The organism is Rhodococcus sp. MEB041 (assembly GCF_030208955.1).
Classification (GTDB): Bacteria; Actinomycetota; Actinomycetes; order Mycobacteriales; family Mycobacteriaceae; genus Rhodococcoides.
The window spans coordinates 926,380-946,317 of record NZ_JARVSZ010000002.1 but is presented as its reverse complement, the minus strand read 5'-3'; the positions used below and the strand labels follow the sequence as shown (position 1 = coordinate 946,317).

Sequence of the window (19,938 nt, the reverse complement as noted above, 5' to 3'; positions counted from 1 at the left end):
CCGGCCTGCCCGCCCCACCTGCACGACCGGCCTCCGGCCTGCCCGGGACCCCGGCCGTGGTGACGTGCAGATATTCTGTACGTCACCACGGCCGTCTCGTCAGGAGTACCCCATCACCAATTTTGCGGACACGACGTTCACGGATCCCACCAGGATCCGTAACTTCTGCATCATCGCCCACATCGACCATGGCAAGTCGACGCTGGCCGACCGCATGCTGCAGCTCACCGGTGTCATCGACGACCGGTCGATGCGCGCGCAGTACCTCGATCGCATGGACATCGAGCGTGAGCGCGGCATCACCATCAAGGCGCAGAACGTCCGCCTGCCGTGGAAGGTGGGGGACACCGAGCACGTCCTGCACCTGATCGACACCCCCGGGCACGTCGACTTCACCTACGAGGTGTCGCGCGCACTCGAGGCGTGCGAGGGTGCCGTGCTCCTCGTCGACGCTGCACAGGGCATCGAGGCGCAGACGCTCGCCAACCTCTACCTGGCACTCGAGAAGGATCTGACGATCATTCCGGTGCTGAACAAGATCGACCTGCCCGCGGCCGACCCCGACCGCTACGCCGCGGAGATCGCCCACATCGTCGGCTGCGAGGCGGACGACGTGCTGCGCGTCTCGGGCAAGACCGGCATGGGCGTCGAGGCATTGCTCGACGAGGTGGTCCGTCTGGTGCCCGCGCCGGTCGGCGACGCCGACGGCCCCGCACGCGCCATGATCTTCGACTCCGTCTACGACGCGTACCGCGGCGTGGTGACGTACGTGCGCGTGGTGGACGGCAAGATCCTGCCGCGCGAGAAGGTCACCATGATGTCGACCGGTTCGACGCACGAGCTCGTCGAGGTGGGCATCGTCTCGCCGGACCCCAAGGCGACGAAGGGCCTCGGCGTCGGTGAGGTGGGCTATCTCATCACCGGCGTCAAGGACGTGCGTCAGTCGAAGGTGGGAGACACCGTCACCAGCGCCCGCAACGGCGCGACCGAAGCGCTCACCGGATACCGCGAGCCACGGCCGATGGTCTACTCGGGTCTCTACCCGGTGGACGGGTCCGATTACCCCAATCTGCGCGACGCCCTCGAGAAGTTGCAGCTCAACGACGCCGCCCTCACCTACGAACCGGAGACGTCCGTCGCTCTCGGGTTCGGGTTCCGCTGCGGATTCCTCGGTCTGCTGCACATGGAGATCACCCGCGAGCGCCTCGAGCGCGAGTTCGGGCTCGACCTGATCTCGACCTCGCCCAACGTCGTGTACCGGGTGGAGATGAACGACGGCGCCGAGCACATCGTCACCAACCCGTCGTACTGGCCGGAAGGCAAGGCGCGCGCGGTGTTCGAGCCGATGGTCAAGTGCACCATCATCTCGCCGAGCGAGTTCATCGGGTCCATCATGGAGCTGTGCCAGAGCCGCCGCGGTGAGCTCGGCGGCATGGACTACCTGTCGGAGACCCGCGTCGAGCTGCGCTACACCATCCCGATGGCCGAGATCATCTTCGACTTCTTCGACATCCTCAAGTCGCGCACCCGCGGATACGCGAGCCTCGACTACGAGGAGATCGGCGAGGAGTCGGCCAACCTGGTGAAGGTGGACATCCTGCTGCAGGGCGAGGCCGTCGACGCGTTCTCGGCCATCGTGCACGCCGACGCGGCCGGTGCCTACGGCAACAAGATGACCACCCGACTCAAGGACCTGATCCCGCGCCAGCAGTACGAGATCCCGATCCAGGCGGCGATCGGGTCGAAGATCATCGCGCGCGAGAACATTCGTGCGATCCGCAAGGACGTCCTGGCGAAGTGCTACGGCGGTGACATCAGCCGTAAGCGCAAACTGCTCGAGAAGCAGAAGGCCGGCAAGAAGCGGATGAAGACCATCGGTCGTGTCGACGTGCCACAGGAGGCGTTCGTCGCTGCCCTGTCCACCGACGCGTCCGCGGACAAGAAGAAGTAGGTCCGCGGTCGCTCCCGCGGGGACACCCATGACCAGGACCCCGCCGGCCGGCACCGGGTCCGCCGCCGACGACGATCCGCCGTCGCTGGCCGACGCGGACCTGCTCCGTACTCCGCCGGCGACGCCGCGCGGAGTGCGCACGCGCGCTGCGCTCGTCGCGGCGGCGCGGGTGGTGTTCGAGCGTGCCGGGTACCTCGACGCCCGTCTCGTGGACATCACCGCCGAGGCTCGCTGCTCGTCCGGCACGTTCTACACCTACTTCGCGAGCAAGGAAGAGATCTTCGCGGCGGTGCTCGAGGTGTCGCAGGACGACATGATGCACCCCGGTACCGAACACGTGCCGGACGACGGTGATCCGGTCGCCGTCATCGAGGCGAGCACGCGCGCGTACTTCGAGGCGTACGAACGCAACGCGAAGCTGATGGAACTGCTCGAACAGGTGGCGGCCATCGACATCCGGTTCCGGCGGCTCCGACGCAACCGTGCCGACGCGTTCGTCCGTCGCAACGCGCGCAGCATCGCCGGACTCCAGCGACGAGGCCTGGCGGACAGCGGCGTGGATCCCGTCGTCGCATCACTTGCGTTGTCGGGCATGATCTCCCGGCTGGCGTTCACCCATTTCGTGGTGGAGCCGTCCCTCGGCGAGCCGCCGACGTGGTCGTCGGATCAGCTGGTGCACGCGGCGACGCGCCTGTGGGTCAACGCCCTCCGACTCGACTGACCGTCAGGAGTGCGGGTGGCCGTGGGCGGGCTGGAACTGCCCGGCCTGCGCTGCCTCCTCCGCCCGGATGACGTGCACCACGGCGTTGATCAGCGCGAGGTGGGTGAACGCCTGCGGGAAGTTGCCCAGGTGCCGGCCCGTCTTCGCGTCGATCTCCTCCGCATAGAGCTTCAGCGGGCTCGCGAACCCGAGCAGCCGTTCGCACAGTCGCTTCGCGCGGTGCAGTTCGCCGATCTCGACCAGTGCGGACACCAACCAGAACGAGCAGATGGTGAAGGTGCCCTCCTCGCCGGAGAGCCCGTCGTCCGTGGTGTCGACGCGGTAGCGCAGTACCAGGCCGTCCTCGGTGAGCTCGTCGGCGATGGCGAGCACCGTCGCCCGGACGCGCTCGTCGTCCGAGGGCAGGAACCGCAGGAGCGGCACCAGCAGTAACGAGGCGTCGAGTGAGTCGTCGCCGTATCGCTGGGTGAAGACTCCGCGCGAGTCGACGCCGTGCTCGAGAACGTCGGCCTTGATCTCGTCGGCGATGCTCGACCATTCCTCGGCGTACGCCTTCTCGCCGTGCAGCACAGCAAGTTTCGCTCCGCGGTCGAGCGCCACCCAGCACATCACCTTGGAGGACGTGAAGTGCTGCGGTTCCCCACGTACCTCCCAGATGCCCCGGTCGGGCTCGCGCCAGTGCTCGATCGCTTCCTCCACCTGACGCTTCAGCAAGGGCCACAGCGACTCCGGAACATTCTCCCGCGAGCGCACGTGCAGGTAGACGGAATCGAGCATCGTGCCCCAGATGTCGTGCTGCACCTGGTTGTAGGCACCGTTACCGATGCGCACAGGGACGGCTCCGTCGTACCCGGACAGGTGTCCGAGCTCTTCCTCCTCGAGCGTGCGTTCGCCGCCGATGCCGTACATCACCTGCAGCGGAACGGGTTCGCCGTCCGGGCCCGACGTCACGTCGGAGATGAAGGCGAAGAAGTCGTTGGCCTCGCGATCGAGGCCGAGCGTGTACAGACCCCACAGGGCGAAGGTGGAGTCGCGTACCCAGGCGTACCGGTAGTCCCAGTTCCGCTCTCCGCCCGGCGTCTCAGGCAACGACGTGGTGCTCGCGGCGAGCAGCGCGCCGGTCGGTGCGTACGTGAGACCCTTGAGGGTGAGCGCGCTGCGCTGCAGGAACCCGCGCCACGGATGGTCGGGAAAGCGGCCGATGGTGATCCACTGGCGCCAGCACTCCGCCGTCTGCCACATCTTCTCGGCTGACTCCTCGAAGGTGCGGGGAGGATCGAGCGTCGACCACGACAGCGCGACGAAGACGTTGTCGCCCTCCGTCATCCGAGTCCGGGCGCGGGCCTCTCGCCCCTCGAGGCCGATGCGCAGATTGGTGGTCAACTTGAGGGTGGGTTCGGTGCCGTCGCCCGCCGTGGCGGTGGCCGTCGCCTCCTCGTAGACGTTGCCGGTGTACTCCCACACGGCAGGCTTGCGGTGGTAGTCGAACGCGGGCTCACAACTCATCTCGAGCTCGACCGTTCCACTGACGCACTTCACGCTGCGGATGAGGCAGTGCTCGGCGTCCCAGTCGGACGGGGCCCGGCGGTGCGTGCGGGAGCGCTCGTCCGTGTTGTGCCACTTGCCCATCACCAGAGCGTCGCGGACCACCAACCATCCGGTCTCGGTCTGCCACGTGGTCTCGACGATCAGACCGCCCGGGAGATAGCGCCGCGCCGCGGGCACGTTCTGACCGTAGGGGCCGATGCGGAACTGCCCGGCACCGCGATCGAGCACCGCTCCGAAGATGCTGGGGGAGTCCGGTCGCGGAATGCACATCCACTCCACCGCACCGTTGCGAGCGATCAGACACGTGGTCTCGCAGTCCGACAGGAAGGCGTAGTCGTCGATCGGCGGAAACGTCGTGCGATGCGGCAGCCAGGTCTGGGCCGTGCCGGGAACGGTGTCGAGCGCGCCGCCCTCCTCGGCCGGCTCGGCCGCGCCGGGGCCGAAGACGGCTTCCCCCGCGCTGGCGACGCGGGGGACCACGGACTGTTCGTCGAACGGGCTCATCCGCCCATCATGAAGCCGTCCGGCGCCCCAGTCCACCGCGGAGAGCGAGGGACTACTGTCGTGAGGTGTGAACGCAGTGGCCACGTGGTGGGACGGAGTCGAACTCTGGATCGCCGGGTTGCCGTTCGTGCCCCAGGTCGCCGTCGTCCTGCTGGTGGTCGTGCCGGCAGCGGCACTCACCGCGTACGTCGTCGACATCGTGTTGTCTGCGCTCTTCGATGCCAGGCGGCGCTACTTCCGCCGGACGCCCGCCGACCGGGATCCCGCAGCCGTGACCACCGGCAACTCCGACCCCCGAGAGAAGTGACACCGTGCCCCGCTCCCGTGTGACCCTGGCCCTCATCGCGCTGATCGTGCTGGTGATCGTCGCGTGGCTGTTGACTCGGTAGCAGGCTCTCTCCGACTTTCTGCTAAATTCTCGGCTGTGTCCGACGCAGCCCCGCACCCGATCCGCCATGAACTGGCGCTGATCGCTGTCGGCATGCTCGCGGTCGCTGACGTCGACTGTCGCTGACCCCACACGGCGCGCCCTCACCGATTCCGGCGCGTTCCGCTCGTCAGTTCCGTCCATCACCGCTGTTCATGTCCGTGCCGCCGCGCCCTTGCGTGTGCCGCACTCCTCGAGAGGTCCACCGTGTTCCCATCACGTCGTGTCCGCCTGCTGTCCGCCGCCGCCGTCGCGGCCGCCCTCACCCTGACCGCGTGCTCCACCGGGTCCTCCGACACCGTCGGTGAGACCGCCGCGTCCACGTCCGGTCCGTCGCTCACCCTCGTCGGGTACGCCGTGCCCAAGAACGGGTGGGATGCCATCGGCGCCGCGTTCGCCTCCACCGAGAACGGTGACAACGTCACCATCAACGCCGACTACGGCGCCTCGGGCAACCAGTCGCGCAAGGTCGCCGACGGCGCACCTGCCGACATCGTCAACTTCTCGGTCGAGCCCGACGTCACCCGACTGGTGAAGGCCGGCAAGGTCGACGAGGCCTGGAACCAGAACGCCTACGGTGGCGTGCCGTTCGGCTCCGTGGTGTCCATCGTGACGCGACCGGGCAACCCGAAGAACATTCGCACGTGGGAGGACCTGATCCGCCCCGACGTGCAGGTCATCAGCCCCAGCCCGCTCAGCTCCGGCTCGGCGAAGTGGAACTTGTTGGCGCCGTACGCCTCCGTGAGCAACGGCGGCCAGGATCGACAGGCCGGCCTGGACTACGTCACCGAACTGGTGAAGCACTTCCCGGTGCAGCCCGACTCCGGCCGCTCCGCGTCCGAGGCGTTCCTCCAGGGCCAGGGCGACGTCCTGCTCAGCTACGAGAACGAGGCGCTGTTGCTCGAGGGGCAGGGTCAGCCGGTGGAGCACATCGTTCCGGACCAGACCTTCCGCATCGACAACCCCGTCGCGGTCGTCAACTCCAGTGCGAATCTCGAGCAGGCCAACGCGTTGAACGACTACCTCTACACCGCGGAGGGCCAGAAGATCTGGGCCGACAGCGGTTTCCGTCCCGTCGACCCCGCAGTCGCCGCCGACTACACCGACAAGTTCCCGACGCCGCAGAAGCTGTACACCATCGACGATCTCGGTGGCTGGGCTGCGGTGGACAGTGACCTGTTCGGCGAGAACGGTGCCATCAACGCGATCTACAAGGCATCGAGCTGACCATGACGACAGAGGTCGCCGGTCGGCGAAAGTTCCTCCCTCGCCGGCCGGCCTCCGGCCTTCCCGCCCGTCGCCGGCCGGCCTCCGGCCTTCCCGCCTCTCGCCGGCCGGCCTCCCATCTTCCCGGGGGATCGCTCACGCTCGGAACCGTCGTCCTGTGGCTCTCAGTCATCGTCCTGCTGCCCCTGGCGGCCGTGCTGAGTCGCTCCCTGTCCGACGGACCCGCCGAGTTCTGGGACGCGGTCACCGATCCGCGGGCGCTGGCCACTCTGCGCGTGACGGTGCAGGTCTCGGTGGTGGCGGCGCTGATCAACGTGGTGATGGGCACCGTCATCGCCTGGGTGTTGGTGCGAGACGACTTCCCGGGCAAGTCCGTCGTCAACGCCCTGATCGACCTGCCGTTCGCCCTGCCCACCATCGTCGCGAGCCTGGTGCTCCTGTCGCTGTACGGACCGATGAGTCCGGTGGGCATCACGTTGAACGCCACCAAGGCCGGTGTCGTGCTCGCCCTCGCCTTCGTCACGCTGCCGTTCGTCGTCCGCGCGGTGCAGCCGGTCCTCATCGAGCTCGACCGGGAAGTGGAGGAAGCGGCCGCCTCGCTCGGTGCGAGCAATCTGGTGATCTTCCGGCGGGTCGTGCTGCCGGTGCTGCTGCCGTCGATCCTCTCGGGTGCCGGACTGGCCTTCTCGCGGGCACTCGGCGAGTTCGGATCGGTCGTCCTCATCGGTGGCAACATTCCCGGCGAGACGCAGATCGCGTCGCAGCTCATCCGCGAGCAGATCGAGACCGATCAGCCCGTCGACGCGGCCGCGATCTCGGTGGTGCTGTTGCTCATCGCCTTCGTGGTGCTGTTCGTGCTGCGCATCTCCGGTAGCCGCCTCGCCCGGCGGGAGGAGCAGAAGTGAAGCTGTCCACCGGAACTCGACTGAGCCTCCGTACGGTCGCGCTGCTCTATCTGGCCGTGCTGGTGGTGTTCCCGCTGGGTGCGATCCTGTACCGCACGTTCGAGAACGGCATCGTCTCGTTCTTCCAGCTCATCACCACACCGGCCGCACAGTCGGCGTTGCAGTTGTCGCTGATCATCGTCGCGATCGTCGTGCCGCTGAACGTGGTGTTCGGCGTCGTCACGGCCCTGGCTCTCGCGCGCGGCAACTTCCGTGGCAAGGGTCTCGTGCAGGCGGTCGTCGATCTCCCGTTCGCGGTGTCCCCGGTCATCGTGGGTGTCGCGCTCATCCTGCTGTGGGGTGCCGGCGGCTGGTTCGGCTTCCTCGCCGAGTGGGGCATCACGATCATCTTCGCGCTGCCCGGCATGGTGCTGGCCACCATCTTCGTCACGCTGCCGTTCGTGGTGCGCGAGGTGGAACCGGTGCTGCACGAGATCGGGCAGGAGCAGGAGGAGGCCGCGGCCACGCTGGGCGCGACGTCGTGGCAGACCTTCTGGCGCATCACACTTCCCGCCATCCGCTGGGGGCTGACGTACGGCGTCGTCCTGACGGTCGCCCGCGCGCTCGGCGAGTTCGGTGCCGTCATCATCGTCTCCACCAACCTGCCGGGCATCTCGCAGACGCTGACCCTGCTGGTGAACGCCAGGTACGAGGACTTCAACCAACCGGGCGCGTACGCCGCGTCGACACTTCTCATGGTCGTCGCCGTCATCGTGTTGTTGCTGATGACGGTTCTGGACCGCAAGCGAACCAAGGAATGAGCACCGTGACGACGACGACCACGACGACAGAGAAGCGCACGGGCGGCATCGAGATCTCCGTCCGGGGAGCGCGGAAGAACTACGGCGACTTCGCGGCCCTCGACGACGTGTCCCTCGACATCCCGTCCGGATCGTTGACGGCGCTGCTGGGGCCCAGCGGGTCGGGCAAGTCGACACTGTTGCGGTCGATCGCCGGACTCGAGGAGCTGGACTCCGGCGTGGTGGTCATCGCCGGCGACGACGTCACCACCGTCAGTCCGCAGAAGCGCGACATCGGATTCGTCTTCCAGCACTACGCCGCGTTCAAGCACCTCACCGTGCGCAAGAACGTCGCCTTCGGGCTCGAGATCCGCAAGCGGCCCAAGGCCGAGATCGACGAGCGCGTCGATCAGCTGCTCGACATCGTCGGCCTCTCGGGTTTCCAGACGCGCTTCCCGGCGCAACTGTCCGGTGGACAGCGTCAGCGCATGGCCCTGGCCCGCGCGCTCGCCGTGGATCCGCGGGTGCTGCTGCTCGACGAGCCGTTCGGTGCCCTGGACGCCAAGGTGCGGGCCGATCTCCGCACGTGGCTCCGTCGACTGCACGACGAGGTGCACGTCACCACGGTGCTCGTCACGCACGATCAGCAGGAGGCGCTGGACGTCGCCGACCGGATCGCGGTCATGAACAAGGGCCGGATCGAACAGGTGGGCGCCCCTCGCGATCTCTACGACACCCCGGCGAACGATTTCGTCATGTCCTTCCTCGGCGAGGTGTCGCGGCTCAACGGCCAGCTGGTCCGTCCGCACGACATCCGGGTCGGCCGCACACCGGATCTCGCGAACGCGCAGCAGACCGGCACGGCCGAGAACGCGGGGGTGTTGCGGGCGACCGTCGAGCGTGTCGTGCACCTGGGCTTCGAGGTGCGGGTGGAGCTGCGCAACGGCGCCACCAACGAGCTGTTCTTCGCGCAGATCACGCGCGGCGACAACGAGGCGCTGGGGCTGCAGAGCGGGGAGACCGTGTACGTGCGTGCCACGCGCGTGCCGGTGATCCCCGGCTGACTCACGCGCGTTCGACGCACCCCGACCGGACACACACGGTCGGGCCACGGAACGCCGGATCACCGCATCGCGTGACCATCGCCAGCACGTCGCCGGCGTGGATGTCCGACGGCAGGTCGAGCGCGGGGCACACGCAGCGCCCCGACCGGGTGCAGAGGCAACACGGAACCGGTCGGCACACCGGATGGCGCGAGGCGAGGCGGACGGACACCGGGGCGACACCCGAGTCGGCACCGGTCGTGACGACGCGGAGGAGCCCTCGGTACACGTCCACCGACCGGACTCGGGTCACCGTGACCACCGCGGTGCCCGCTCGGACGGCCACGGCGTCGCCGTACTCGTCGCACAGATCGTCGAGGAACGTCTCGGCGCGCCCGTCGCTTCGGACACACAGCCTGCCCCCGTGGGTGTGAATCTCCCCGGGCCACAGCGCACGAGCATCGTCCGGAGACGACAGCGACGGCAGTAGTTCACGCAAGGTCATGACTCGACCCTGCATGCTCCACTGCCGTCGTCGGCGGTTCCTGACGTCGTCTCGACGCGGGGGCGTCTCTTCCTTACGCGTTCGATGCGCGCAGCACGGCTGCCGCGACCTCGGCCGGCGTCGCGGTGTCGTCGGCATCGACGTGGTGATCGGTGACCGGGATCCCGGCCGCAGCGATCTCGACTCGCGCGGCAGCGAGATCCTCGCCGTCCGCCGACGAGATGGGCACGATCGCGACCACTCCGGCATCCGCGAACAACCGGGCCAACCGGGCGAGTTGCACCGTCGCGGCGCGGGTTCCGGCTGCGGCGTCGATGTCGAGGACTCCGCGGACGTTGTCACCGCCGACGATGTAGGCGGTGCGACCGGAGGCGGTCAGTGCGTCCTCGAGCGCGACGGCGACCGCGGCCTTGTGCGAGGACGGGTGGCCGGTGAGCCAGATCGTCGCACCGTGCTGACCGGTACGGCGGACACGCTCGTCGCGGGTGATCGACGACGGAACCCAGGACGGGGTGTCCGAGCGGTCGAGCACCGCGCGGGACCCCTCGATGATGCCCGCGGCCACGGTGTCGTTCGTGTGCTCGTCCAGCAGGATGAACGCACCGGAGTCGCGGTTGTCCGCGTAGTCGTCGGTCACGATCACCGCACTGGTCCGCAGCGTCACCCGTGCGATGTCGTTGAGCGACAGGTTCTCCGAGCCGGGATGCTCGTCGAGCGTCTCCGGATCGAGTCGCGAGTGGATGCGCTGCACCGTCGCGCGCACCGTGGTGGTGGTGTGCTTGATCGCCAGTCGGTCGCCGACACCGAGAGGTGCCTCCGCCAGCCAGCACACGGTGGCATCGAATTCCCGTGCGAGCGTGGGCAGGTGGGCGTCGGGCTCGCCACTGACCAGGACGTCGCCGCGGGCCACGTCGATGTCGTCGGCCAGTTCGACGGAGACGCTGAGCGGAGCCACGGCGACGTCGCGGGCGTCGTCCAGCGTGTCGAGCGCCGTGACCACACTGCGCGATCCGGACGGCAGCGCGACGATCGAGTCGCCGATCTGCACGGTGCCGGCGGACAGCCGGCCGGTGTACCGACGGCGTTCGCCGTCGGTGGGGCGAGAGACCCACTGCACGGGCAACCGCAGCTCCGTGGCGACCGGTGCGGGAGCGACCAGGTCGATGCTCTCGAGGTGATCGAGCAGAGTGGGGCCCGTGTACCAGGGCATGGTCGAGGACGGCCGAACGACGTTGTCGCCCAGCTTCGCCGCGATCGGGATGACCAGAATCTCCGTGCCGAGGCGGGCACCGAGGTCGGCGAGCTCGCGCTCGACGTCACGGAAGCGGGACTCGTCGAAGTCGATGAGATCCATCTTGTTGACGGTCGCCACCAGGCGGTCGACACCCACGAGCGTCGCGATCCGGGCGTGACGACGCGTCTGCCGCAACACGCCGGCGCGGGCGTCCACGAGCAGGATGGCGACGTTCGCGTTGGAGGCTCCCGTGAACATGTTGCGCGTGTAGCGCTCGTGTCCCGGGGTGTCTGCGAGGACGTAGCTGCGACTCGGCGTGGAGAAGAAGCGGTAGGCGACATCGATGGTGATGCCCTGCTCGCGCTCGGCACGCAGACCGTCCGACAGGGCGGCGAGGTCGGCCACGCCCTCCTCGTCGGTCACGGCGTCGAGGTGATCGAGCGGAAGACTGTCCGTGTCGTGCAGCAGCCGCCCGATGAGGGTGGACTTGCCGTCGTCGACGGAGCCGGCCGTGGCGATGCGCAGCAGCTGACGCGGGGCGGTGGGAGCCGGGGACACCGGAACGTCCGACACCGGAAGCGGATTGGTGATGGTCATCAGAAGTACCCCTCGCGCTTGCGATCTTCCATCGCGGCTGTGGACGTGCGGTCGTCGGCGCGGGTCTCGCCGCGCTCGGACACGGTGGCCGCGGAGATCTCCGTGATCACCCCGGCGATGTCGGTGGCGTGCGAGCGCACGGCGCCGGTGATGGTGAGGTCGCCCACCGTGCGGTAGCGCACCATCTCGACGGCAGCGGTCTCGTGCTCGGTCGGGGAGGTGAACTCCGAGGTGGCGAGCAGGATGCCGTCGCGCTCGAACACCTCGCGCTCGTGGGCGAAGTAGATGGACGGCAGTTCGAGCTGCTCGAGCTCGATGTACCGCCAGATGTCCAGCTCGGTCCAGTTGCTCAGCGGGAACACGCGGACCTGCTCACCGCGCTTGATGCGGCCGTTGTACAGCGACCACGGCTCGGGGCGTTGGGCCCGCGGATCCCACTGGCCGAACTCGTCGCGGAAGCTCAGCACACGCTCCTTGGCGCGCGCACGCTCCTCGTCGCGCCGCGCACCACCGAAGGCGGCGTCGAACTTGTTCTCCTCCAACGCGTCCAGCAACGTCCGGGTCTGGAGACGGTTGCGTGAGCCGGAGGACCCGCCGACCTCGCGGACGCGACCGGAGTCGATCGACTCCTGGACGGACGCGACGACGAGGCGATGGCCGCCCTCCTCGAGTCGTCGGTCGCGGAACTCGATGACCTCGGGGAAGTTGTGTCCGGTGTCGACGTGCATCACCGGGAAGGGAACGGGGGAGGGGCGGAACGCCTTCTCCGCCAGGCGGAGCAGGACGATGGAGTCCTTGCCCGCCGAGAACAGCAGTACGGGTCGTTCGAGCTCGGCCACCACCTCGCGGATGATGTGCACGGACTCGGCCTCGAGTGCCCGGAGCTCGTCGACGTGGGTGACGTCCACGCTCGTGGCGGCTGTCATCGGGTTCCTTCCTCGGTCGAGTGCAGTCCGCACTCGGTCTTGGTGCTGCCGGCCCAGCGACCGCTGCGCGGGTCCGCTCCGGGAGCGGGCTTGGCCGTGCACGGTGCGCACCCGATCGACGGGTAGCCCTCGTCGACGAGCGGGTTCACGAGGATGCCGTGCTCGTCGATGTAGGACTGCATCTCGTCGTCGGACCACGCCGCGATCGGGTTGATCTTCACCAGGCCGAACGCCTCGTCGAAGGAGATCAGCGGCGAGTTGGCGCGCGTGGGTGCCTCGACGCGGCGGATGCCGGTGACCCAGGCGCTGTAGTTCGCCAGCTCACGCTTCAGCGGCACGACCTTGCGCAGTGCGCAGCAGCGTGCGGGATCGCGGGCGAAGAGATCCTTGCCCTCGAGCCTGTCCTGCTCGGCCACCGACACGGTCGTCTTCGCGTCGATGACGTTGACCCCGTAGACCGACTCGACGGCGTCACGAGTACCGATGGTCTCGGCGAAGTGGTAGCCGGTCTCCAGGAAGAGCACGTCGACACCCGGATGCACCTGCGCGGCCAGATGGACCAGCGCGCCGTCCTGCATGTTCGACGCGACGATGTAGTCGTCGCCGAAGGTGTCCTCGGTCCAGCGCATGAGCTCGTCCGCCGAGGCGCCGTCCATCTCCCGCGCACCCCGCTCGGCGATGGCGCGGAGCTCGGACTCGGTCAGGTGGCGATGGGTGGCGACGCTCATGAGACAACCTTTCGCGGGCGGACGGTCCAGGAGACAACGCGAGGGCGGGACACGCGATTCCCGTGCTCGCTCACTGCAGATCCGCGTCGTCGGCGCGTACGGCCCACTGCGCGAACCGCTCGCCCTCGTCGCGCTGCTTGACGAAGTTGCGGACGACCCGGTCGATGTAGTCGCCCAGCTCGGCGCTGGTGACCTTGTGCTGGCGCAACTTCCGGCCGAAGGCACTGTCGAAGCCGAGGCTTCCACCGAGATGGACCTGGAAGCCCTCCACCTGTCCGCCGTCACCGTCGTCCACCAGTTGGCCCTTGAACCCGATGTCGGCGACCTGTGAACGAGCGCACGAGTTGGGGCAGCCGTTGATGTTCACGGTGATGGGGACGTCGAGTTGCGCGTTGACGTCGGCCAGCCGCTGCTCGAGTTCGGGGACGAGCACCTGCGAACGCTTGCGGGTCTCGGCGAAGGACAGCTTGCAGAACTCGATGCCGCTGCACGCCATCAGGTTCTTGCGCCAGATGGACGGCCGCGCCGGCAGACCCAGCGCGTCCATCTCGGCGATGAAGTCCTCGAGCTTCTCGTCGGAGATGTCCAGGACGATGAGCTTCTGGTACGGGGTGAACCGGATGCGATCCGACCCTGCCCGCGCGGCCGCGTCGGCGACCTTCGTCAGGATCGTGCCGGACACGCGGCCCGCGATGGGGGCGAGTCCGACGGCGTTGAGGCCGTTCTTCAGCTTCTGGACCCCGACGTGGTCGACGGGCCGGGTCGGCTTCTCCGGGGCGGGGCCGTCGAGAAGCGGCCGCTTCAGGTACTCGGTCTCGAGCACTTCCCGGAACTTCTCCACGCCCCAGTCCTTGACCAGGAACTTCAGCCGCGCCTTGTTGCGCAGACGCCGGTACCCGTAGTCACGGAAGATCGAGACGACGCCTTCCCACACGTCGGCGACCTCGTGCAGCGGCACCCAGACCCCGAGCCGCTGCGCGAGCATGGGATTGGTGGACAGACCGCCGCCGACCCAGACGTCGAGGCCGGGACCGTGCTCGGGATGGTTCACCCCGATGAAGGCGATGTCGTTGACCTCGTGGACCACGTCCTGCTGGCCGGAGATCGCGGTCTTGAACTTGCGGGGGAGGTTCGAGTACTCCGGCCGGCCGATGTAGCGCTCGACGATCTCGTCGATGGCGGGCGTGGGATCGAGGACCTCGTCGAGCGACTCGCCGGCGAGCGGGGAGCCCAGCACGACGCGCGGGCAGTCGCCGCACGCCTCGGTGGTCTTCAGACCGACCGACTCGATGCGGCGCCAGATCTCGGGGACGTTCTCCACCTCGATCCAGTGGTACTGCACGTTCTCCCGGTCGGACAGATCGGCGGTGTCGCGGCCGAACTCCTGCGAGATCTCACCCAGAGTGCGCAACTGCAACGCGCTGAGTGCGCCGGCATCGCAGCGGATGCGCATCATGAAGTACTTCGCTTCGAGCAGGTCGATGTTCTCGTCGCCCGTGAAGGTGCCGTCGTAGCCCTGCTCGCGCTGGGTGTAGAGCCCCCACCAGCGGAAGCGCCCGCGCAGATCGGCCTTGTCGATGCTGTCGAAACCCTGCTTGGAGTAGATGTTCTCGATCCGCGCGCGGACGTTGAGCGGGTTGTCGTCCTTCTTGCTCTGTTCGTTCGCGTTGAGCGGTTCCCGGTAGCCGAGTGCCCACTGGCCCTCGGACCTCCGCTTGGCGGGACGGGTCGACCGTGCGCGCGGCGCAGCGGTGTCGGGGGTGTTCGTCATGGGCGCTCCAAGGTCGGGCGCCGAACAGGAAGGGGTGTCTCGGAGGGCTGGTCCGCACACCTCGTCCCTGACCGGCCGGGGGGTGTGCGGGCTGGCGGGAGGGTCAGACGAGCGGCCTCAGACAGCTGCAGACGCGTGCGAGATCGACGTGGCGCCGAGCCACGAGCATGATCTCCACGACTGTCATGAGCCCCATTCTGCCACGACGCGGGTGCCTCCCCCGACCAGGGCGTCGACGAGGAGGGAGGAGGACACTGGTCCGGTGATCCCCGTTCCACTCGCTCCTCCCGCTGTCGGTGTGCTCGCACCCGAGTCGTTCGTCGATCGTCCGGCCGCGCCGTTCGGCCTCTACCTCCATGTGCCGTTCTGCGCGACGCGCTGCGGTTACTGCGACTTCAACACCTACACCGCCGGGGAGCTCGGAACGTCGGCGTCACCGCAGTCCTGGCTCGACGGGGTGCGCCGCGAGCTCGACCTCGCCGCGGCGACGTTCGCGCGGGAGTCGGGCAGCGTGCCCAGCGTCGACACCGTGTTCGTGGGCGGCGGAACGCCGTCGCTGCTCGGTGCCGACGGCCTCGCCGATCTCCTCGGTGCCGCGCGCTCGTCCTTCACGTTCTCGGCCGATGCCGAGGTGACGACGGAGTCGAATCCCGAGTCGACGTCGCCGGCCTTCTTCGACGGAATCCGCGCGGCCGGCTACACACGTGTGTCGTTGGGCATGCAGTCGGCGGCACCGCACGTGCTCGCGATCCTCGACCGCACCCACACCCCGGGACGCGCCGGGGACGCGGCACGGGAAGCGGCGGCGGCCGGGTTCGACCACGTGAACCTCGACCTCATCTACGGAACGCCGGGAGAGAGTGACGACGACCTCGACGCGTCGTTGACGGCGGTGCTCGACGCCGGTGTCGACCACGTGTCCGCGTACGCGCTCATCGTCGAGGACGGGACGGCCCTGGCGAGACGGGTGCGCCGGGGCGAGCTCCCGGCTCCGGACGACGACGTGCTGGCGTCGCGCTACGAGCGGATCGACGCGCGTCTCGGCGCGGCCGGCTTCGGGTGGTACGAGGTGTCCAACTGGGCGCGGGGCGACGGTGCGGAGTGCCGGCACAACCTGGGGTACTGGGACGGCGGTGACTGGTGGGGCATCGGTCCCGGCGCACACAGCCATGTGAACGGGACGCGGTTCTGGAACGTCAAGCATCCGGCGCGATACGCGGAGACGCTGGCGAACGGGGCGCTGCCGATCGCGGACAGCGAATCTCTCACGAGCGACGAGCAACACATGGAACGTGTCATGTTGACCGCGCGGCTGCGGGCGGGAATGGCCGCTGGTGATCTGTCGACGGACGAGGTGGCCCGTGCGGACTCGATCGCGTCCGACGGACTGCTCGTCCGTCTGGGCGATCGGTACGTCCTCACCGACCGTGGGCGGTTGCTCGCCGACGGGGTCGTGCGCGACATTCTCGAGTGAGTGCCGCTCAGGCCCCGATCGCGTCGTAATCGAACACCCGCGCGTGCAGGACGACACGGTTTCGCAGCGCAGCCCGCACCGCCCGGTGCAGGCCGTCCTCGAGGTACACGACGCCGTGGTAATGCACGGCATGGGGAAACAGGTCCCCGTAGAACGTGCTGTCCTCGGACAGCAGACGGTCGAGTTCGAGCACCTTCGTGGTGGTCACGATCTCGTCGAGGCGCAACTGACGTGGCGGAATCTTGGACCAGTCGCGGAGCGACAGACCGTGCTCCGGATACGGCTTGCCGTCGCGCACTCCCTTGAAGATCACACCGGTCACAGTAGTGACTCGGGCGAGCGGAATGGGGCACCCGCGCGTCGCCGACTAGAATCGGCTGGTCCCGCACAGCCACCGGTCCCGAGCGTAGGAGGGTTGCGATGTCGAGTACGGAGGATCGACGTTTCGAGGTCCTGCGTGCCCTGGTCGCCGACTATGTCGCGACGCAGGAGCCCATCGGATCGAAAGCACTGGTCGATCGACACAATCTGGGAGTGTCCAGCGCTACCGTGCGCAACGACATGGCCGTGCTGGAGGCCGAGGGCTACATCACGCAGCCGCACACCAGCTCGGGTCGTATCCCCACAGACAAGGGCTACCGGCAGTTCGTCGACCGCATCGCCGACGTCAAGCCGCTCTCCGCGGCGGAGCGACGGGCGATCCTGCAGTTCCTCGACACCGGCGTCGACCTGGACGACGTGCTGCGGCGCGGTGTTCGCCTGCTCGCCCAGCTGACCCGTCAGGTCGCCGTCGTGCAGTACCCGACCCTGTCCGCGTCGTCGGTCCGCCATCTCGAGGTGGTGGCCCTGACGCCGGCGCGACTGTTGCTGGTGCTCATCACCGACTCCGGCCGCGTCGATCAGCGCATCGTCGAACTCGGCGACGTCATCGACGACGAGGACCTCTCGCGTCTGCGGTCGCTGCTCGGCGGCGCGCTGGAGGGCAAGCGTCTCGCCCTGGCGTCGGCCGCGGTGGCCGAACTCGCCGAGACGGCGCCCGAGGATCTGCGCGACGCCGTGGTGCGCTCGTCGACCGTGCTGGTCGAGACGCTCGTCGAACACCCGGAGGAGCGGCTCGTGCTCGGGGGGACCGCCAACCTGACGCGCAACGCCGCCGACTTCGCCGCGCTCAGTGGGTTCCCGGGGTCGTTGCGCTCCGTGCTCGAGGCGCTGGAGGAACAGGTCGTGGTGCTCAAGCTCATCGCGGCGACCCAGGACACCGGCCGAGTGACCGTCCGGATCGGCGAGGAGACCATGGCCCCGGAGATGCGGGGCACCTCGGTGGTCTCCACCGGCTACGGCTCGGCGGGCAACGTGCTGGGCGGTATGGGTGTGCTCGGCCCCACTCGCATGGACTACCCGGGAACGATCGCGTCGGTCGCGGCTGTTGCTCGATACATCGGAGAGGTGCTGGCCGAACGATGACGGCCGGTGCACTCACCTGCCCCACCCGAACTTTTCCCGACCCACCTTCCACCAAGAGGATATGAGTACACACGTGGCACGCGACTATTACGGAACTCTGGGCGTCGACAACAAGGCGTCGGACCAGGAGATCAAGCGCGCGTATCGCAAACTCGCGCGTGAGTTCCACCCCGACGTCAACCCCGACGAGTCGGCCCAGGCCCGCTTCAAGGACATCAGCTCCGCGTACGAGGTGCTGTCCGATCCCGAGAAGCGACGCATCGTCGATCTCGGTGGCGATCCGCTCGAGAGTGGCGGCGGAGGCGGAGCAGGCGGCTTCGGCGGTGCCGGCTTCGGCGGCGGACTGGGCGACGTGTTCGAGGCGTTCTTCGGCGGCAACGGCGGCGGCACCCGCGGACCCCGCGGTCGCGTCCAGCCCGGCTCGGACTCGCTGCTGCGCACCACGCTGACGCTGGAGGAGTGCGCCACCGGCGTCACCAAGCACATCGCCGTCGAGACGGCCGTGCTGTGCGACGTGTGCACCGGTTCCGGGACCAACGGCGACTCGACGCCGGTCCGCTGTGAGACGTGCAACGGTGCCGGCGAGGTCCAGTCGGTCCAGCGGTCGTTCCTCGGACAGGTCATGACGGCGCGTCCGTGCCCCACCTGCCGCGGCGCGGGCGAGACGATCCCCGATCCCTGCCGCAAGTGTGGCGGCGACGGGCGCGTGCGTGCCCGCCGCGAACTGGCCGTGAAGGTGCCGGCCGGTGTCGGCAGCGGGATGCGCATCCGCCTCGCGGCGCAGGGCGAGGTCGGCCCCGGCGGCGGTCCCGCCGGTGACGTGTACGCCGAGGTGGTCGAGAAGTCGCACGACGTGTTCGTCCGCGACGGCGACGATCTGCACTGCACCATCCGCGTGCCGATGGCGGACGCCGCCCTGGGCACGTCCGTCAGCGTCGACGCGATTCTCGACGGTCCCACGACGATCACCGTCGACCCCGGCACGCAGCCCGGCTCGGTGCAGGTCCTGCGCGGTCACGGCATGCCCAAGCTGCGCAGCGGTGTCCGCGGCGATCTGCACGCGCACCTCGAGGTGGTCGTCCCGGCCCGCCTGGACTCCACGGAGACCAAGTTGCTGCAGCAACTGCGCACTCACCGCGAACGCGACAACGCCGAGGTGGTCACCACCGCATCGCAGCACACCGGGGGACTGTTCTCCCGTCTGCGCGACGCCTTCAGTCGCTGATCGGGCGGGGGACCACTGGTGGCGGCGACCGTCTACTTCCTCGATCCGCTGCCGTCTCCGGGGGAGTCGGGCGCGTTGGACGGGGCCGAAGGTCGGCACGCGGCCACGGTGCGCCGGACGACCGTCGGTGAGCGGCTGGTGCTGTCGGACGGCCGCGGCTCGCTCGCGGCCGTCGAGGTCACCGGCGTCGAGAAGGCCCGGCTCTCGTTCACGGTGCTCTCCGTCACCACCGCGGAGCCGCCCCGGCCCACGGTGACCGTGATCCAGGCGCTCCCGAAGTCGGAGCGCTCGGAACTGGCCGTCGAGACGGCGACCGAGGCGGGTGCGGACGCGATCGTGCCGTGGCAGTCGCTGCGCTGCGTGTCGCGATGGGACGGCCCGAAAGCCGTCAAAGGTGTCGCGAAGTGGCGGAACGCTGCCTCCGCGGCCGCCAAGCAGGCGCGGCGTGCCTTCGTTCCCGACGTCGCCGACCTGCACGACACTCGGATGGTGCGCAGCCTGGTCGAGGGCGTCGTCGCACGTGGGGGCATCGTGGTCGCGCTGCACGAGGCTGCGCCCGGGGCCTTCGCGGACCTCCCGTTCCGCGGCGCACCCGAGGTGGTGCTCGTCGTCGGACCCGAGGGCGGTCTCGACGACACGGAGATCGACATGCTCGTCGGTGCCGGCGCGACGCCCGCGCTCCTGGGGCCGACCGTCCTGCGGACATCGACCGCGGCGGCCGTGGCGTTGGGCGCGCTCGGCGTCCTGACCGATCGCTGGGACGGCGCGCCCCCTGCTTGATCTGCGGCGCGGGCCGCTGGTGCACGTGCTCCGGTTTCCGCAACCCGCTCCTGTCGCGACCGGAGCAGGTTGTTGCAACCGGAGCACCTGGCGCCGCCCGGCCCGTGTGCGGGAAGGGGCAGCTACGAG

General features: G+C 68.7%; 19 protein-coding genes. 12 read left to right on the top strand and 7 right to left on the bottom strand.

Going from position 1 to position 19,938, the window contains the following annotated elements:
- Positions 1 to 64: 64 nt before the first annotated feature.
- Together lepA and QRN16_RS08415 are read left to right on the top strand one after the other, a co-directional pair.
- A complete protein-coding gene (gene lepA / locus QRN16_RS08420) occupies positions 65 to 1,951 on the top strand; it encodes a translation elongation factor 4 (RefSeq protein ID WP_285185649.1) in 1,887 nt (628 codons plus the stop codon).
- Positions 1,952 to 1,979: 28 nt separating this feature from the next.
- Positions 1,980 to 2,672 carry a TetR/AcrR family transcriptional regulator gene (locus QRN16_RS08415; protein ID WP_051613349.1) on the top strand — a complete coding sequence of 231 codons (693 nt, stop codon included), beginning with the start codon at positions 1,980 to 1,982 and terminating at the stop codon, positions 2,670 to 2,672.
- A gap of 3 nt (positions 2,673 to 2,675) precedes the next feature.
- Here QRN16_RS08415 and QRN16_RS08410 read toward each other — a convergent pair whose 3' ends face one another.
- Positions 2,676 to 4,724 carry a glycoside hydrolase family 15 protein gene (locus tag QRN16_RS08410; RefSeq protein ID WP_027505707.1) on the bottom strand — a complete coding sequence of 683 codons (2,049 nt, stop codon included), beginning with the start codon at positions 4,722 to 4,724 and terminating at the stop codon, positions 2,676 to 2,678.
- Between the two features lie 67 nt (positions 4,725 to 4,791).
- Here QRN16_RS08410 and QRN16_RS08405 point away from each other — a divergent pair, with 67 nt between their 5' ends.
- From QRN16_RS08405 to QRN16_RS08385, 6 genes are all read left to right on the top strand, one after another.
- Positions 4,792 to 5,031: a hypothetical protein gene (locus tag QRN16_RS08405; RefSeq protein ID WP_037185709.1), complete on the top strand. Its 240-nt coding sequence runs from the start codon at positions 4,792 to 4,794 to the stop codon at positions 5,029 to 5,031.
- Positions 5,032 to 5,148: 117 nt separating this feature from the next.
- Positions 5,149 to 5,238: an Ms4533A family Cys-rich leader peptide gene (locus QRN16_RS21805; RefSeq protein ID WP_321163718.1), complete on the top strand. Its 90-nt coding sequence runs from the start codon at positions 5,149 to 5,151 to the stop codon at positions 5,236 to 5,238.
- Positions 5,239 to 5,358: 120 nt separating this feature from the next.
- Complete coding sequence (locus tag QRN16_RS08400) at positions 5,359 to 6,378, top strand: sulfate ABC transporter substrate-binding protein (protein ID WP_285185645.1); 1,020 nt, start codon at positions 5,359 to 5,361, stop codon at positions 6,376 to 6,378.
- A 2-nt stretch (positions 6,379 to 6,380) separates the two neighbouring features.
- Entirely contained in the window at positions 6,381 to 7,283 is a 903-nt protein-coding gene (gene cysT, locus QRN16_RS08395) for a sulfate ABC transporter permease subunit CysT (protein WP_285185642.1), read from the top strand.
- On the top strand, positions 7,280 to 8,083 hold the full coding sequence (gene cysW, locus QRN16_RS08390) for a sulfate ABC transporter permease subunit CysW (RefSeq protein WP_027505710.1): 804 nt from the start codon (positions 7,280 to 7,282) through the stop codon (positions 8,081 to 8,083). The genes cysT and cysW overlap by 4 nt, the downstream gene beginning before the upstream one ends.
- Entirely contained in the window at positions 8,080 to 9,126 is a 1,047-nt protein-coding gene (locus QRN16_RS08385; protein ID WP_051613350.1) for a sulfate/molybdate ABC transporter ATP-binding protein, read from the top strand. Before cysW ends, QRN16_RS08385 begins: the two co-directional genes overlap by 4 nt.
- 1 nt (position 9,127) lies before the next feature.
- On the opposite strand, the gene QRN16_RS08380 is transcribed toward QRN16_RS08385, so the two are convergent.
- The 5 genes from QRN16_RS08380 to QRN16_RS08360 form a co-directional block, all read right to left on the bottom strand.
- A complete protein-coding gene (locus tag QRN16_RS08380; protein ID WP_222649326.1) occupies positions 9,128 to 9,610 on the bottom strand; it encodes a hypothetical protein in 483 nt (160 codons plus the stop codon).
- A gap of 73 nt (positions 9,611 to 9,683) precedes the next feature.
- Positions 9,684 to 11,441 carry a GTP-binding protein gene (locus tag QRN16_RS08375; protein ID WP_222630393.1) on the bottom strand — a complete coding sequence of 586 codons (1,758 nt, stop codon included), beginning with the start codon at positions 11,439 to 11,441 and terminating at the stop codon, positions 9,684 to 9,686.
- On the bottom strand, positions 11,441 to 12,367 hold the full coding sequence (gene cysD / locus QRN16_RS08370) for a sulfate adenylyltransferase subunit CysD (protein WP_222630395.1): 927 nt from the start codon (positions 12,365 to 12,367) through the stop codon (positions 11,441 to 11,443). Before cysD ends, QRN16_RS08375 begins: the two co-directional genes overlap by 1 nt.
- Complete coding sequence (locus QRN16_RS08365; protein ID WP_027505713.1) at positions 12,364 to 13,095, bottom strand: phosphoadenylyl-sulfate reductase; 732 nt, start codon at positions 13,093 to 13,095, stop codon at positions 12,364 to 12,366. The genes cysD and QRN16_RS08365 overlap by 4 nt, the downstream gene beginning before the upstream one ends.
- 70 nt (positions 13,096 to 13,165) lie before the next feature.
- Complete coding sequence (locus QRN16_RS08360; RefSeq protein ID WP_056445789.1) at positions 13,166 to 14,866, bottom strand: nitrite/sulfite reductase; 1,701 nt, start codon at positions 14,864 to 14,866, stop codon at positions 13,166 to 13,168.
- 298 nt (positions 14,867 to 15,164) lie between these two features.
- On the opposite strand from QRN16_RS08360, the gene hemW reads away from it, so the two are divergent.
- Complete coding sequence (gene hemW, locus QRN16_RS08355) at positions 15,165 to 16,340, top strand: radical SAM family heme chaperone HemW (protein WP_056446332.1); 1,176 nt, start codon at positions 15,165 to 15,167, stop codon at positions 16,338 to 16,340.
- A gap of 7 nt (positions 16,341 to 16,347) precedes the next feature.
- On the opposite strand, the gene QRN16_RS08350 is transcribed toward hemW, so the two are convergent.
- A complete protein-coding gene (locus QRN16_RS08350) occupies positions 16,348 to 16,653 on the bottom strand; it encodes a type II toxin-antitoxin system VapB family antitoxin (RefSeq protein WP_027505715.1) in 306 nt (101 codons plus the stop codon).
- A gap of 107 nt (positions 16,654 to 16,760) precedes the next feature.
- On the opposite strand from QRN16_RS08350, the gene hrcA reads away from it, so the two are divergent.
- The 3 genes from hrcA (at position 16,761) to QRN16_RS08335 (ending at position 19,809) form a co-directional block, all read left to right on the top strand.
- Positions 16,761 to 17,804: a heat-inducible transcriptional repressor HrcA gene (hrcA, locus tag QRN16_RS08345; RefSeq protein WP_027505716.1), complete on the top strand. Its 1,044-nt coding sequence runs from the start codon at positions 16,761 to 16,763 to the stop codon at positions 17,802 to 17,804.
- 73 nt (positions 17,805 to 17,877) lie between these two features.
- Positions 17,878 to 19,029, top strand: a complete 1,152-nt coding sequence (gene dnaJ, locus QRN16_RS08340) for a molecular chaperone DnaJ (RefSeq protein WP_027505717.1) — start codon at positions 17,878 to 17,880, stop codon at positions 19,027 to 19,029.
- A gap of 18 nt (positions 19,030 to 19,047) precedes the next feature.
- The gene (locus QRN16_RS08335; protein ID WP_027505718.1) at positions 19,048 to 19,809 is read left to right on the top strand and encodes a 16S rRNA (uracil(1498)-N(3))-methyltransferase; all 762 of its coding nucleotides are present in this window, start codon (positions 19,048 to 19,050) and stop codon (positions 19,807 to 19,809) included.
- The last annotated feature ends 129 nt before the right edge of the window (positions 19,810 to 19,938 follow it).